13 protein-coding genes and 1 tRNA gene are annotated in these 14283 nt (G+C 64.3%); 8 read left to right on the top strand and 6 right to left on the bottom strand.

What is annotated here, in order from left to right; translation table 11 throughout:
• Nucleotides 1–39 precede the first annotated feature (39 nt).
• Nucleotides 40–124 (bottom strand) — tRNA-Leu (locus tag AC6I9R_RS11050).
• A 168-nt stretch (nt 125–292) separates the two neighbouring features.
• Here AC6I9R_RS11050 and AC6I9R_RS11045 point away from each other — a divergent pair.
• Together AC6I9R_RS11045 and AC6I9R_RS11040 are read left to right on the top strand one after the other, a co-directional pair.
• On the top strand, nt 293–937 hold the full coding sequence (locus tag AC6I9R_RS11045) for an exopolysaccharide biosynthesis protein (protein ID WP_461425624.1): 645 nt from the start codon (nt 293–295) through the stop codon (nt 935–937).
• On the top strand, nt 934–1416 hold the full coding sequence (locus tag AC6I9R_RS11040; protein WP_497863108.1) for a disulfide bond formation protein B: 483 nt from the start codon (nt 934–936) through the stop codon (nt 1414–1416). Before AC6I9R_RS11045 ends, AC6I9R_RS11040 begins: the two co-directional genes overlap by 4 nt.
• A gap of 72 nt (nt 1417–1488) precedes the next feature.
• Here the strand turns inward: AC6I9R_RS11040 and AC6I9R_RS11035 are convergent, their stop codons facing one another.
• Nucleotides 1489–1752, bottom strand: a complete 264-nt coding sequence (locus AC6I9R_RS11035; RefSeq protein WP_461425622.1) for an usg protein — start codon at nt 1750–1752, stop codon at nt 1489–1491.
• A gap of 195 nt (nt 1753–1947) precedes the next feature.
• On the opposite strand from AC6I9R_RS11035, the gene gyrA reads away from it, so the two are divergent.
• From gyrA to gluQRS, 5 genes are read left to right on the top strand one after another with little or no spacing between them, the layout of a single operon-like run.
• On the top strand, nt 1948–4719 hold the full coding sequence (gene gyrA, locus AC6I9R_RS11030; RefSeq protein WP_461425621.1) for a DNA gyrase subunit A: 2772 nt from the start codon (nt 1948–1950) through the stop codon (nt 4717–4719).
• Entirely contained in the window at nt 4716–5093 is a 378-nt protein-coding gene (locus tag AC6I9R_RS11025; protein WP_461425620.1) for a DoxX family protein, read from the top strand. The genes gyrA and AC6I9R_RS11025 overlap by 4 nt, the downstream gene beginning before the upstream one ends.
• A gap of 9 nt (nt 5094–5102) precedes the next feature.
• Nucleotides 5103–6464 carry a methylenetetrahydrofolate--tRNA-(uracil(54)-C(5))-methyltransferase (FADH(2)-oxidizing) TrmFO gene (gene trmFO, locus AC6I9R_RS11020; protein ID WP_461425619.1) on the top strand — a complete coding sequence of 454 codons (1362 nt, stop codon included), beginning with the start codon at nt 5103–5105 and terminating at the stop codon, nt 6462–6464.
• A gap of 49 nt (nt 6465–6513) precedes the next feature.
• Complete coding sequence (locus tag AC6I9R_RS11015; protein WP_461425618.1) at nt 6514–7110, top strand: class I SAM-dependent DNA methyltransferase; 597 nt, start codon at nt 6514–6516, stop codon at nt 7108–7110.
• Nucleotides 7111–7132: 22 nt separating this feature from the next.
• The gene (gene gluQRS / locus AC6I9R_RS11010) at nt 7133–8023 is read left to right on the top strand and encodes a tRNA glutamyl-Q(34) synthetase GluQRS (protein ID WP_461425617.1); all 891 of its coding nucleotides are present in this window, start codon (nt 7133–7135) and stop codon (nt 8021–8023) included.
• 229 nt (nt 8024–8252) lie between these two features.
• Here gluQRS and hisI read toward each other — a convergent pair whose 3' ends face one another.
• Entirely contained in the window at nt 8253–8612 is a 360-nt protein-coding gene (gene hisI / locus AC6I9R_RS11005) for a phosphoribosyl-AMP cyclohydrolase (protein ID WP_461425616.1), read from the bottom strand.
• A gap of 68 nt (nt 8613–8680) precedes the next feature.
• On the opposite strand from hisI, the gene AC6I9R_RS11000 reads away from it, so the two are divergent.
• Nucleotides 8681–9133, top strand: a complete 453-nt coding sequence (locus AC6I9R_RS11000; protein WP_461425615.1) for an iron-sulfur cluster assembly scaffold protein — start codon at nt 8681–8683, stop codon at nt 9131–9133.
• Between the two features lie 297 nt (nt 9134–9430).
• Here AC6I9R_RS11000 and AC6I9R_RS10995 read toward each other — a convergent pair whose 3' ends face one another.
• The 3 genes from AC6I9R_RS10995 to ligA all read right to left on the bottom strand — a co-directional run bounded on the left by AC6I9R_RS10995 (nt 9431) and on the right by ligA (nt 14050).
• Nucleotides 9431–9553 (bottom strand): hypothetical protein, encoded by a 123-nt coding sequence (locus AC6I9R_RS10995; protein WP_461425614.1) that lies wholly within the window; start codon nt 9551–9553, stop codon nt 9431–9433.
• Nucleotides 9554–9696: 143 nt separating this feature from the next.
• Nucleotides 9697–11799, bottom strand: a complete 2103-nt coding sequence (gene recG, locus AC6I9R_RS10990; protein WP_461425613.1) for an ATP-dependent DNA helicase RecG — start codon at nt 11797–11799, stop codon at nt 9697–9699.
• Nucleotides 11792–14050 carry an NAD-dependent DNA ligase LigA gene (ligA, locus tag AC6I9R_RS10985; RefSeq protein WP_461425612.1) on the bottom strand — a complete coding sequence of 753 codons (2259 nt, stop codon included), beginning with the start codon at nt 14048–14050 and terminating at the stop codon, nt 11792–11794. Before ligA ends, recG begins: the two co-directional genes overlap by 8 nt.
• Between the last annotated feature and the right edge of the window lie 233 nt (nt 14051–14283).

Here is a 14283-nt window from a genome sequence, read left to right as displayed (position 1 = left end):
GGGCAAAAGTCGCGCCTGCATTCTCTGGAAAGAAAGGGCTGGTACCCGAGGTCGGACTCGAACCGACAAGCCGTTAGGCGGGGGATTTTGAATCCCCTGCGTCTACCAATTCCGCCACTCGGGCCCTTGGGCGCTTGCCTAGCGAAGCCTCTGATCCTCGTCCAGCCCAAAAACAAAGGGAAACCTTACCGATGAGGGGCCAGCACGCGCTGGTGGGTGTCCGCGGCATTTGGTAAGCGGTGCGGGAGAATCCGTGGCGCGAGCCTCGGCCCCTGGAATGGAGACAGTCTTGATGACGGCGCACCCCGATGACGCACTGGCCAGCACGGAGCCCACCGGCGAGGCGATGGCAATTTCCGAGCGCCTGCGGCAATTGGCAGAAGATGCCGAGGGAGAGGCGGTAACGCTCGACTGGATCCTGGCGCAATTGCACGAGCGGGCGTTCGGCCTGTTCCTGCTGGTCCTGGCCCTGCCCTGCTGCATCCCGTTCCTTTACGGCGTCCCTCAGGTGGTCTCGCTGCCCCTCATGTTCGTCTCGGCGCAGATTGTCATGGGCCGCCGGGCGCCGTGGTTGCCGCAACGCCTTGGCGCGCGGACCGTGTCGAGCGAAAGCCTGCAAGGCCTCGCAGAGCGCGCGGGCCCCTGGTTGCGCCGGATCGAGGCGCTGAGCCATCCCCGCCTGATCGCCCTGACCCGCCCGCCGATGGACCGCGTCGTGGGCCTTGCGCTGGTGCTGTTCAGCGCGTCGATACTGGTGCCGCTGCCGCTGACCAATACCGTGCCGGGCTTTGCCATTGTCATCGTCGCCATGGGGCTGTTGCAGCGCGATGGCATCCTGGTTCTGGGCGGCGCGCTTCTGGGCACGGCCTGGATCGCGACACTGGTGCTGACCGGCGCGTCGCTGATCAGCCTGATCATGGGGTGGGTCGGGTTGTGAGCGGTCAGGCGACACGGCGCAATCTGATCGCCCTGGCAGGCCTCGGGTCGCTGGGGCTATTCCTGGGGGCGTTGTATTTCGAGTATGTCGTGGGGCTCCTGCCCTGCGCGATGTGCCTGTGGCAGCGCTGGCCGCACCGGATCGCCATCGCGCTGTCTGTCGTGGGCGTGGCTATTCCCAACGCCCTCATTGCCTGGCTCGGCGCGGTGAGCATGGTTGTGAACGCGGGCATTTCGCTGCTGCACACGGGCGTGGAACGCGCCTGGTGGGACGGGCCGCAGGTCTGCGGGGCCTCCGCCGCGCAGGATCTGGGCAGCCTGTCGATGGAGGATCTGTTCGACACGACCTCTGGCCCGCAGATCGTGCTGTGCAACGAGGCGGCTTGGATGTTCGCGGGCCTGTCGATGGCCAGCTGGAACGGGATCATCTGCCTGGGGCTGGCAGCCGTCTGGATCACTGCTGCACGGGCGCGCGCTTAACGCGCCCCTCCTCGGCCAAGCGCATCTTTGATGCGCAAGACCTCCTCGCAGCGGTGCCTTGCTGTGGCAGACTTAGTGCACTGTGAACTCCCCCACGACATTCCGCCACTCGCCCGGCGCGATCATCTTGCGGTGTGTAAACCGCACCGAATGCAGCGGCCCGTCGATCTTGTCCTGCCAGAACTCGATGAACCCAAAGAGCTTCGGGTGATCGGGTGCCAGGTCATAGTCCTGCCAGACGAATGTGTTCAGTACATTCTGGTAATCGGGCATCCGGTAGAACATCTCGGCCGTGGTCAATCCGTAACCGTTCAGCATCAATTCCGTCTCAGTCATTGCAGTCTCCATTGCCTGTGGTCTGCCTCCCACGACCAGCTTGCCGGGGAATTCTTAATTTTCCAACAAAACAATGTGTTAGCAGGCGGGCGGCCGCGCTGCCAAAACGCCCTTCCCCCATTGCACCCCATATCCCGTGGGGATATAGTCAAATCCAACAAAATATAGCGTAAAACACGACCAACGGGCGGACCTATGACCGACACTCCTGAACCACCTGAAAACGGCCCCCCCGAAAGCGGAGACACGCTGCCAGAGCGGACCGAATACACGGGACCGTCGATCGATATTTCGGCGGAGATGAAGAACTCGTTCCTCGACTACGCGATGTCGGTGATCATTTCCCGCGCGATCCCGGACCTGCGCGACGGGCTCAAGCCGGTGCACCGGCGGATCCTGTTCGCAATGCACGAGACCGGCAACACCCACGAGAAATCCTATCGCAAATCCGCGCGCCCCGTGGGCGATGTGATGGGCCAATACCACCCCCACGGGGACGGCGCGATTTACGACGCTTTGGTGCGCATGGCGCAGGATTTCTCCATGTCGCTGCCGCTTCTGGACGGGCAGGGCAACTTCGGGTCGATGGACGGCGATAACCCGGCCGCCATGCGCTACACAGAGGTGCGGATGGACGCGCCCGCCGCGTTTCTGCTGGAAGATATCGACAAGGACACCGTTGATTTCCAGGACAACTACGACGGCAAACAGCAGGAGCCGAGCGTTCTGCCGGCCCGCTTCCCCAACATGCTCGTCAACGGTGCGGGCGGCATCGCGGTTGGTATGGCCACCAACATTCCGCCCCACAACCTGGGTGAAGTCATTGATGCCTGCCAGGCGCTGATCGAGAAGCCGGATCTGTCCTCGGAAGAGTTGATCGAATACGTCCCTGCCCCGGATTTCCCGACCGGCGGGATCATCCTAGGCCGCTCCGGCGCCCATAAGGCCTATATCGAAGGCCGCGGCTCGGTCATCATCCGGGCCAAGACCCGCATCGAAGAGATCCGCAAGGATCGCTACGCCATCGTGCTGGATGAGATCCCCTATCAGGTGAACAAGGCGAGCATGATCGAGCGGATTGCCGAACTGGTCCGTGACAAGAAGATCGATGGGATTTCTGGCGTCGCGGATGAGAGTGACCGCATCGGCGTGCGCGTCGTGGTGGAATTGAAGCGCGACGCGACGCCCGAGGTGGTATTGAACCAGCTGTTCCGGTTCACCCAGATGCAGACGTCCTTCGGCTGCAACATGCTGGCGCTGAACGGTGGCAAGCCCGAGCAATTGACCCTGCGCGGGTTCCTCGTGGCCTTCCTCGACTTCCGCGAAGAGGTCGTGGCGCGCCGCACTGCGTTCGAGCTGCGCAAGGCGCGCGACCGGGCCCATGTGCTCTGCGGTCTGGCGGTTGCTGTGTCCAACGTGGACGAAGTGGTGGCGACGATCCGCGCCAGCGCTGACGCCCCCGCTGCGCGTACCGCCCTGATGCAGCGCGCCTGGCCCGCCGACGAGATCCTGCCGTTCATCAAGCTGATCGATGATCCGACCCACACCGCCAACGAGGACGGCACTTATAATCTGTCCGAGACCCAGGCCCGCGCCATTCTGGAGCTGCGCCTGCAGCGCCTGACGCAACTGGGCGTCAAGGAAGTCACGGACGAACTCGAAGAGTTGGCGGGCAAGATCAAAGACTACCTCGCCATCCTCGCCTCGCGCGAGCGGATCCTGGAGATTGTCTCTAACGAGCTGGCCGAGGTGCGCGAGAAATTCGCCGTGCCGCGGCGCACCGAGATCGTCGAATGGTCCGGCGATATGGACGACGAGGACCTGATCGAGCGCGAGGATATGGTCGTGACGATCACGGCGGGCGGCTACATCAAACGTACACCCCTGGCCGATTTCCGCGCCCAGAAGCGCGGGGGCAAGGGCGTCGCCGGCGGCTCGATGAAAGACGACGATGTCGTCACCAGCATGTTCGTCGCCAACACCCACACGCCGCTGCTGTTTTTCACCACGGGCGGCATGGTCTACAAGCTGAAGACTTGGCGTCTGCCGTCGGGGTCGCGGTCCTCTCGTGGTAAGGCCATCGTCAACATCCTGCCCATCGAGATCGGCACCGGCATCGCCGCAATCATGCCTGTCGACCGGGACGAGGATCATTGGGACGAGCTACAAGTGGTGTTCTGCACCGACCGCGGCACCGTGCGGCGGAATGCGTTGTCCGATTTCGCCAATGTCATGCGCAACGGCAAGATCGCGATGAAGTTTGAGGGCGAAAGCGAAGGCTGGCGGATGATCAACGCCCGCATCGCGTCGAATGACGATGATGTGATGCTGGTCACGAAGCAAGGCCGCGCGATCCGCTTCCCGGCGACGGACGTGCGGGTCTTCAACTCTCGCGCCTCCACCGGGGTTCGGGGGATCAAGTTGGGTAAGGATGACGAGGTCGTGTCGATGTCGATCATCCGCCACTTCGAGGCGGAAGCCTCCGAGCGCGCCGCCTACCTGAAGCAACGTCGCCTGATGGCGGGTGTAACCGAAGAGGCCGAGCCAGACGAGGATGACGTGCCAGAGGGCGACCTGTCGCCCGAGCGCTACGCCGAGATGTCTGCCGCCGAAGACCTGATCCTGACGATCACCAGCGGCGGCCTTGGCAAGTTGAGTTCGTCCCACGATTACGCCGTGCGCGGGCGCGGCGGACAGGGCGTTTCGGCCATCGACAAAGCCATGCGCGGCGGTACGCTGGTGGCCAGCTTCCCGGTCGATATGGACGACCAGATCATGCTGGCGACCTCGACCGGCCAGTCGATCCGCGTGCCGATTGACGGCATCTCCTTCCGCTCGCGCTCTGCGGGGGGTGTGAAGGTGTTCAACACGGCCAAAGGCGAAGACATCGTCTCAGTCGCCTATATCGCGGACCAAGGGGACGAAGACGCCGAAGTAATCGACGGCGACGGTGGGGCTGAAGGGTGAGTGATGCTCTGGCGTTGGCGGGCAGGCTTTTGCTCGCCGCGCTGCTTTTGGCAGGCACCATCCAGAAAGTCGCCTCGCCCGAGGGCGCGCAGGCGCTTCTGGCGCTCGCCGCGCTGCCCGGCTGGCTGATCTGGCCGGCTGCCGTCTACACCGCCGTGGCCGGGCTCGGCATCGCCCTTGGCGCCTATACCAAACCTCTCGCCCTCACCGCCGCCGCCTATTGCGTCGTCACCAGCACCTTTCACATCCTGATGGACGACCCCTGGCAAATGACCATCGCCTTCAAGAACTGGGTCATCGCGGGCGGCTATTTGATGCTTGCAGCCCACGGTCCGGGTCGCTTCGCCCTTTCCCTTGGGCGTCCGAACGCCTAAATCCCCCCCATGACACGAGATACACAGCTTACAATCATCGGCGGCGGCATGGCCGGGTCCGAGGCCGCGTGGCAGGCCGCAAACCTCGGCGTCCGCGTGCGCCTGATCGAGATGCGCCCGAAGGTTGAAACCTTCGCCCACCGCACCGGCAACCTAGCCGAGATGGTCTGCTCCAACTCCTTCCGCTCCGACGACAGCGAGCAGAACGCCGTGGGCCTGCTGCATTGGGAAATGCGCGTCGCGGACAGCATCGTCATGCACACCGCCGACGCCCACAAACTGCCCGCAGGCGGCGCGCTCGCCGTGGACCGGGACCCGTTCGCCGAGACCGTGACGGCCAAGCTGCAAGCCCATCCGCTGATCGAGATCGTTTATGACGAGGTGCAAGACCTCCCCGAAGGCGGCCCCACGATCATCGCCACCGGGCCGCTGACAGGCAGCGCGCTGGCGGATGCCATCGCCAAGGAAGCGGGCCAGGACGCGTTGGCGTTCTTCGACGCCATCGCCCCCATCGTCTATGCCGACAGCATCGATATGGGCACGGCCTGGCGCCAGTCGCGCTATGACAAGGGCGACACGATCGAGGAGCAGGAGGCCTACATCAATTGCCCCCTGACGCAGGAACAATACGAGGCCTTCATCGACGCGCTTCTGGAAGCGCCCAAAACCCAATTCAAGGAAGGCGAAACGGCCGGCTACTTCGACGGCTGCCTGCCCATCGAGGTCATGGCCGAGCGCGGCCGCGAGACCCTGCGCTTTGGGCCCATGAAGCCCGTGGGCCTCACCAACCCCCATGATCCGCAGACCAAGGCCCACGCCGTCGTCCAGCTGCGCCGCGATAACGCGCTCGGGACGCTCTATAATATCGTGGGCTTCCAGACCAAGATGACCTACGGCGCGCAGAAACAGGTCTTTGCGATGATCCCCGGCCTGCACGAGGCGAGCTTCGCGCGCCTCGGCGGCATCCACCGCAACACGTTTATCAACTCTCCCACCCTGCTGGACGCCCAGATGCGCCTGCGCACCAAGCCGCACATCCGCTTCGCGGGCCAGATCACCGGCGTGGAGGGCTATGTGGAAAGCGCCTCCATGGGGCTCCTCGCAGGTCGCATGGCCGCCGCCGAGATCCTGGGCCAAGCCCTGCCAGAGGTTCCCGATACCACCGCCATGGGTGCGCTTGTCACCCACATCACCGGCGGCGCCGAGGCGAAGACCTTCCAGCCCATGAACGTCAACTTCGGCCTTTTCCCCCCGGTGGAAGGCCTCAAATCCGGGCGCAGGGGCCGCAAGGACCGCTATAAGGCCTATACCGACCGCGCGAAAGCCGCCTGGACGGATTGGCTTACACCGCAATCACAAGCCGCGGAGTAAGCCGCGCCCGGCTGGACGGGCGCCCGCTTCCGCGTCTAACCTCGCGCCCATGGCAACGTTCGACAAACCGCTCTGGCAGCCCCGCTCTCCATCCGAGACCCAAGCGATCTACCGCGATTGGGCCGCCACCTATGACGCGGATGTGGAAGGCGCGGGCTACGCCACGCCGGGGCGGCTGGCCAAAGCCCTGGCCGAGGCCGCGACCGACCTGAGCGCGCCCGTGCTGGATTTCGGCTGCGGCACGGGCCTCTCGGGCATGGCGCTGGCGGCACAAGGCTTCAGCACCATCGACGGCACCGACATCACCCCCGAAATGCTCGCCAAAGCGCAAGAGACCGGCGCCTACCGCAAAATCTGGGCCAGCGCCCCTGGCGAGACGCCACCCCAAGGCTACGCGGTCATCGCCGCCATCGGCGTTGTCAGCCTCGGCGCCGCGCCCGCCGATACGCTGCACAGCCTTCTGGATGTGCTGGCGCCCGGCGGGCTTCTGGGGTTCAGCTACAACGACGCGACGCTGGCCGATACCTCCTTCATGGAGGCCCTGGCAGAGGCTCAAAACACAAGTACCCTGGTACACGAGGCCTACGGCGACCACCTGCCCGGCAAGTCCATGAAATCCTCCATCTACATCCTGCGCAAAACGTGATCACCCGCTTCGCGATATCCCCATGATTACCCGCTTCGCGCCGTCGCCCACCGGGCCACTGCACCTGGGCCACGCCTATTCCGCGCTCCTGGCCCACGACATGGCGCGGGCGGTAGGCGGCACGTTCCTGCTGCGCATCGAGGATATCGACCGCCAGCGCTCCAAACCGGAGTGGGAGGCGCAAATCCTCGACGATCTCACCTGGCTTGGCCTCACCTGGGACGCCCCGCCGCTGCGCCAGTCAGACCGCCTGCCCGCCTACCGCGACGCGCTGGAAACCCTTTGGCGCGCGGGCCTGCTTTACCCCTGCAGTTGCAACCGCCGCGATATCCTCGCCGCCGCCTCCGCCCCCCATGAGGGCGAACCGCCCATGGGCCCCGACGGCGTCATCTACCCCGGCACGTGCCGCGACACCCCCTCCGCCCCCGCACACACAGATGATCCCCTGCCCAGGGCCACGACCCTGCGCCTCAACATGGCCCGCGCCATGGAGCAAATCGCAACGGGATCGCGCCGAGTCCCGGGCCCAGATCCTGTCGCAAGCTTCTCAGAAACAGGCCATCCGCCCAAAGGCCCAGTCGCGGTCACACGCGCCCAAATGGCACAGGACGTCGGCGACATCGCGCTGTCGCGCAAAGATTTCCTCGGCTCCTACCACCTCTCCGTGGTGCTCGATGACGCGGCCCAAGGCATCACCCACGTCATCCGCGGCGAAGACCTCTATGACGCCACAATGATCCACGTTATCTTGCAACGCCTCCTCGGCCTGCCCACGCCGACCTACCACCACCACCGCCTGATCCGAGACGACCAAGGCCGCCGCCTGGCCAAACGAGACGACGCCCGCGCGCTTTCAAAATACCGCGCCGACGGCGCCACCACCAAAGACATCCGCCGCCTCGTCGGCCTCTAAGGCCGGACACCCCGCAGCAACCCAAATCAACGCATCAGCGCCCACCAACCGCTCCCCCCTTCATCTTGCCAAATACAACTTTCATCACACCACCCGCCAGCGGCACACCGCCGGGGCAAAGGCCCTGCACCCAACACAAGCGCAAAAAACCCTTAACAAATCCCTAAAAAATTTCCAAAACCATTCTAAAACAATAGCTTACACTTATGCTCAAGCTTGAGCACCCCACTCATTCCGGCGCCATCAACTCCACTTCCACCCCATCCACGACCGAGGTATAGAAACACACCCGCCGGTTCGTATGGCACGCAGGCCCCTCCTGCCGCACCACGGCCAGCAAGCAATCCCGGTCACAATCCACCCGCAGATCGACCAGCTCCTGAGTATGCCCGCTCGTCTCCCCCTTGACCCAGAACGCCTGGCGCGAGCGGCTCCAATAGGTCACCCGCCGCGTCTCCAACGTCTTGGCGACCGCGTCGGCATTCATCCACGCCATCATCAACACCTCGCCGGTGCCCTCTTGCTGCGCAATGCAGGGGACAAGGCCATTTGCATCATAGCGAAGGCTCGCCGGATCGAACGCTGTCATGGAAGCACCTCTTTGCAAATCACCCAGGCAGGGCTACTTAAGGCAAGACGGAACGGAAAGGCAAAGCGATGGCAGGTGACACCGACCTCATCAAACTCTACTCCCAGCGCATCCTGGCGCTGGCGGCGGATATTCCCCATCGCGGGCGCCTGGAATCTCCCCAGGCAAGCGTCAAGAAACGCGCGCCCCTGTGCGGATCTACGGTGACGGTCGATCTGTCACTGGAAGACGGGCGGATTGTGGACTTCGCGCAGGATGTGAAGGCCTGCGCCCTGGGCCAAGCCGCGGCCTCGCTTCTGGGGCAGCATGTCATTGGCCGGTCGCGGGTAGAGGTGGAAACCGCCCGCGACGCGTTGCATGCCATGCTCAAAGCGGACGGCCCGCCCCCCGGCGCGCCCTGGGCGGGCTATGAAGTGCTGGAGCCCGCGCGCGAGTATCGCAATCGCCATGCGTCGATTATGCTGTCGCTCGACGCCACAGCGCAGGCGATGGCCGAGGCCGAACGCGCGGCCTGCGCCTGAGGCCTTCCGTTTACAGAGGGCGGTGACCAAATCTCTTGCAAGAGATTTGCCAGAGCCTTCAAAGGCTCTGCCCGCGCCACCGCACGAAAAAAACCGCCGCGCACCCCGGACAAGGATGGCGGCGGAAGTATGCAGATCCGGTGCGTCCCGAGGCATGGGACAATGGGCCGAGGCAAATCATGTTTGAGCCGGGACAAGTGGCGCAAACGAAACCCTATGGATCGCTGGCAGAAACTCGGCGCAGTCACAACGCTGAAACCCAACGTCATGGTCCTACTGCGCGCAATGGCTAGGACGTCAGATCAAACCGGGCAAATGCAGCATCCCCACGGTCATGACAGCCAGCGCAACCACACCGGCCAAGTCATACATCAGCGTGTCGCGGGACCGGGCGAGGATCTGAGCAGCTTGGGCAATCATGGGAGCGTATCCTGTCTTGGTTAACGTCTTTGTTGCGCCTTTGTTCTCACGTTCGAATAAAATTGTAAAGAACTTTTTGAGAACATTTGAGAACAAAAAGCGTTTTGTTCTCCTTTCGGGCTCTCGACGTGCTGGTCTCCGGCCTATCCCACGTCCAACAAGCGGATCGCCTTGTCTTGCTCCATTAACCACAAGAGCACCCGCGCAGATTGTCCCCGCGCGCCCGTCAACTCCGGATCCAATGTCAGCAAAGCCCGTGCGTCGCTCTGGGCCAAGGCCATCAAGGCGCCTTGGCTTTCCAGGTCTGCGACCCGGAACCGGGGCAAGCCCGATTGCGCCGTGCCGATCACGTCGCCCGCGCCGCGAATGGCCAGGTCCTCCTCGGATATTCGGAAGCCGTCCTCTGTCTCGCGCATCACCTGCAGGCGCCGTGTCGCGGTTTCGCCCAGGGGCGCGCGGTACATCAACAGGCAGGTCGATTCCGCTGACCCTCGTCCCACCCGGCCGCGCAATTGGTGTAGCTGTGCGAGGCCGAAATTCTCGGCCTGCTCGATCACCATGATCGAGGCGTTGGGCACGTCCACGCCGACTTCAATCACCGTTGTCGCCACCAGAACCCGCGTCTCTCCGGCCTTGAAGGCCGCCATCACGGCGTCCTTGTCGCGCGGCTTCATCTGGCCATGGACCAGCGCCACCTTGCCCTCTCCGAACGCGGCGCGGAGCATTTTGAAACGCTCCTCCGCCGCCGTCGCGTCATAGACTTCGGATTCCTCCACCAGCGGGCACACCCAATAGGCCTGGCGGCCTTCGTCCAGCGCCCGGTGCAGATGCGCCACCACTTCATCAAGGCGCGCGGTAGAGATCAGGGCCGTCTTCACCGGTGTGCGTCCGGGCGGTTTTTCGTCCAACACGCTCAGGTCCATGTCGCCGTATTGCGCCAGGCTCAGCGTGCGCGGGATTGGCGTGGCGGTCATCACCAGAACATCCGCCGCCTCGCCCTTCTGGCTCAGGCGCACCCGCTCTCGCACGCCGAAACGGTGCTGCTCATCCACCACCGCGAGGCGCAGGCTGTGAAAATCCACGTCGTCCTGGAACACCGCGTGGGTGCCGACGAGGATGTGGATGTCACCGCGTTTGAGCGCCTCAAGTTTTGCGTGCCGCTCTTTCCCTTTGTCCGCCCCTGTTAAGATTTCACACACCACGCCGGCCGCATCGGCGAGCGGCTTGAGGTTCAGGTAATGCTGCCCCGCCAGGATCGAGGTCGGCGCCATCATTACCGCCTGCCCCCCGGCCTCCACCGCGACCAGCAGCGCCATCAGCGCCACCAACGTCTTGCCCGAGCCCACGTCGCCTTGCAGCAACCGGTTCATCCGGTGTGGGGCGGCCATGTCTTCAGCGATCTCTTTGATCGTCCGCGTCTGCGCGCTGGTGGGCGTATAGGGCAGTGATTTCAAGACTTTGGCGCGTAGCTTGCCATCCCCCTCACTGCGCAGCCCGGGCTTCTTGCGGCGGGTGGCGCGCGCCAGCGCGAGAGTCAACTGGTGAGCGAAGAACTCATCATAGGCGAGCCGTTCCCGAGGCAGCGCCGCGCGGCTGAGGTCACTGGCGGTCTGCGGCGCATGGACAGCTGTGATCGCATCGTGCCAGGCAGGCCATTTGCGGTCCTTGACGGTGTTAAGATCGGCCCATTCGCCGAGGATTTCGACCTTGCTCAGCGCCGATTGCACAGCCTTATGGACCCCGCGTTGGGTGAGGCCCTGCGCCAGCGGATAGACGGGCTCATAGGCCGGGATCGCGGCGGCTTCTTCGGGCGGCAGCATGTGATCGGGATGCGGCATCTGGGCGATGCCGTCGTAGAGCTCAACCTTGCCCGAGACGACCCGCCGCGCGCCAGTTGGGTGGGCGCGTTCCAGGTAATCGCCGCGGGCGTGGAAAAAGATCAGATGAAAAGAGGTCTGCGCGTCCTCAACCTCGATCCGGTACGGGCCGCGGCCTTTGGGCTTGATGTGGGCGCCAATCGTGACTTCCACCGTCGCGGGGCCGGGCAGTGCCACATCTCGGATGGAGGCTTTCCGGGTCCGGTCGAGCCCGCCCGCGGGCAGCGTAAAAATCAGATCGCGCGGGGTTTCGACATTGATCCCGGCGTAATTCTTCGCCGTCTTCGGCCCGACCCCTTCGAGCGTTTCCAGCCCGGCGAACAGCGGAAACAGGATTTCCGGGCGGCCTTTGGGCAGGTGATCAGCCATCGCCAATCCGGTCCAGCCATTGGTCCTCTGTCAGCAACTCGATCCCCAGGTCTTTGGCCTTTTTCTCTTTGGACCCTGCGCCCGGCCCCGCCACCACAAGATCGGTCTTGGCCGAGACCGAACCCGAGACCTTGGCGCCCAACGCCTCGGCCCGCGCCTTGGCCTCGGCCCGTGTCATGCGCTCCAACGCGCCGGTGAACACAACCGTCAGGCCCGCGACGGCGCTTTGGGTGGCGCGCGCCTCAGGCGGCTGGATCTCGGTGAGTTCGGTGATCAGGCGGTCAATCGAGGCCCGTTCCCGCGCTTGCTGGAAGGTCGTGACCAACGACACGGCCACCGTCGCGCCGATGCCGTCGATGCCGGTGAGGTCATCCCAAGCCGCTTTGGCGGCCTCGGGCGTATCGGCCCAGGCCTTATCGCGCTGGGGCTGAAGCGCGGCACGGCGGCCTTCATCGGCAGCGGCCTTGCGTTCCTCCAGGATCGCGGCTTCGGCGCGCAGATGGGCATCGGCGGCGGGCGCGGCTTGATCCACCGTTTCGGCCAGCCCGGCCCAGGTGCTGAAGTGGCGGGCCAGATCGCTCGCGGCAACCTCACCGACGTGGCGAATGCCGAGGGCGAAGATCAGGCGATGCAGCGCGATGGTGCGTTTGGCGTCGATGGCGTTGAACAGGCTGGTGGCGGATTTCTCGCCCCAGCCCTCTCGATTCTTGAGTTGTTGCAGGCCTTCGCCGTAATTCTTTTTTAGGCGGAAGATGTCGGCAGGCTCCGCGATCCAGGTGTCTGTATAGAATGCCTCGACCTGTTTGGCGCCGAGGCCGTCGATGTCGAAGGCCGCGCGGCTGACGAAATGTTTCAGCTTTTCAACCGCTTGCGCCGGGCAGATCAGGCCACCGGTGCAGCGACGGACGGCGTCGCCTTCCTCGCGGATCGCGTCGGATTGGCACTGGGGACAGTGGGTCGGGAAGACATAGAGCTGCGCGGCGGCGGGACGTTTGGAGAGGTCGACATCGGCGACCTTGGGGATCACGTCGCCCGCCCGGTACACCTGCACGCGGTCGCCGACACGGATGTCCTTTCCGTCACGGATCGGTCCCCCATTGGCATCGCGCCCGGCAATGTAGTCCTCATTGTGCAAAGTCGCGTTGGAGACAACGACACCGCCAACGGTCACGGGCGTGAGCCGCGCCACGGGGCTGAGCGCGCCGGTGCGGCCGACTTGAATGTCGATGGCCTCCAGAGTGGTCCAGGCCAGCTCTGCCGGGAATTTGTGGGCAATCGCCCACCGAGGCGTGGTGGAGCGCATGCCAAGCCGGCGCTGATAATCCAGATCGTCGACCTTGTAGACGACGCCGTCGATATCATAGCCGAGCTCGGCCCGCCCCTCCTCGATACTGGCGTAATGCGCCAGCATCTCCTCGCAGCTGGCACAGGTTTTGGTGCGGTCGTTGATCTGAAATCCGAGGCTTTTCAATCGGTTGAGGGCGTCCGTTTGGGTTTCGGCGAGGGGTGCGCTCACCTCGCCCCAGGCATAGGCGAAGAACTTGAGCGGTCGCGATTTGGTGATGCCGGGGTCGAGTTGGCGGAGTGAGCCTGCGGCGGCGTTTCGGGGATTGGCGAAGGTCTTGGCCCCGGCTTCTTCCTGGCGGGCGTTGAGGGCGGCGAAATCGGCGTGGCTCATATAGACCTCGCCTCGGACTTCCAGAACGGCTGGGGCGTTTTCCAGCACCTGCGGGATGTCGGCGATGGTGCGCGCATTGGCGGTGACGTTTTCACCGACCGCGCCGTCGCCCCGCGTGGCGGCGGAGACGAGCTGGCCGTCTTCATAGCGCAGCGACAGGGATAGGCCGTCGATCTTGGGCTCGGCGGTGAATGGCAACGGCGCATCTGGCGCGAGGTTCAGATAACGCGCGATGCCCGCGACGAAATCGGTCACATCGGCGGCGTCGAATGCGTTCGCAAGCGACAGCATGCGCTGGCTGTGGGTCAGTTTCGCAAAGCCCTCGGACGGGGCGGCGCCGACCTGGTCGGAGGGGCTATCGGCGCGTTTGAGGGCCGGGAACGCCGCCTCAATCGCTGCGTTTTCGCGCTTGAGCGCGTCGTAGGCTGCGTCGCTCAACTCCGGCGCATCGGCGCCGTGGTAGGCGGTGTTGGCCTGGGCGAGGATGTCAGCGAGTTCTTCCAGGCGTGCGGCGGCCTGGGGCTCGGTCAATTCAGCCGCCAGCGCGGCGGCCTCTTGATCTGGATGTGACATGCGCCCCCCGAAGCTGCAGATCTTTTGATTGGTGATAGGAGCCAGCGACCGATTGGTCCAGAGAGGAGCGGCAATGCGTTCCGATCTGCTCCATGTTTCCAGACGATCGAGCCGCTCATAGGTGCGCCTTGCCCTTGGGCCGTAACATGCGAAAAGCGGCCCGGATCTCTCCGCGCCGCTTCCAGCGTCGTCCCAAACATGTCCAATTGAAAGCCCCCGCTTCAAAGGAGCGT

The organism is Gymnodinialimonas sp. (genome assembly GCF_059726805.1).
The sequence above is the reverse complement of the archived record's forward strand: the minus strand, read 5'-3'. Positions and strand labels throughout refer to the sequence as shown.

What these genes read in the sequence shown, in the direction of transcription:
- hisI (WP_461425616.1), bottom strand. Translation starts at nt 8,612, where the DNA reads ATGACAGCGTTCGATCCGGCGAGCCTTCGCTATGATGCAAATGGCCTT.
- ligA (WP_461425612.1), bottom strand. Translation starts at nt 14,050, where the DNA reads ATGTCACATCCAGATCAAGAGGCCGCCGCGCTGGCGGCTGAATTGACC.
- trmFO (WP_461425619.1), top strand. Translation starts at nt 5,103, where the DNA reads ATGACACGAGATACACAGCTTACAATCATCGGCGGCGGCATGGCCGGG.
- AC6I9R_RS11000 (WP_461425615.1), top strand. Translation starts at nt 8,681, where the DNA reads ATGGCAGGTGACACCGACCTCATCAAACTCTACTCCCAGCGCATCCTG.
- AC6I9R_RS11035 (WP_461425622.1), bottom strand. Translation starts at nt 1,752, where the DNA reads ATGACTGAGACGGAATTGATGCTGAACGGTTACGGATTGACCACGGCC.
- AC6I9R_RS11015 (WP_461425618.1), top strand. Translation starts at nt 6,514, where the DNA reads ATGGCAACGTTCGACAAACCGCTCTGGCAGCCCCGCTCTCCATCCGAG.
- recG (WP_461425613.1), bottom strand. Translation starts at nt 11,799, where the DNA reads ATGGCTGATCACCTGCCCAAAGGCCGCCCGGAAATCCTGTTTCCGCTG.
- gluQRS (WP_461425617.1), top strand. Translation starts at nt 7,133, where the DNA reads ATGATTACCCGCTTCGCGCCGTCGCCCACCGGGCCACTGCACCTGGGC.
- AC6I9R_RS10995 (WP_461425614.1), bottom strand. Translation starts at nt 9,553, where the DNA reads ATGATTGCCCAAGCTGCTCAGATCCTCGCCCGGTCCCGCGACACGCTG.
- AC6I9R_RS11045 (WP_461425624.1), top strand. Translation starts at nt 293, where the DNA reads ATGACGGCGCACCCCGATGACGCACTGGCCAGCACGGAGCCCACCGGC.
- gyrA (WP_461425621.1), top strand. Translation starts at nt 1,948, where the DNA reads ATGACCGACACTCCTGAACCACCTGAAAACGGCCCCCCCGAAAGCGGA.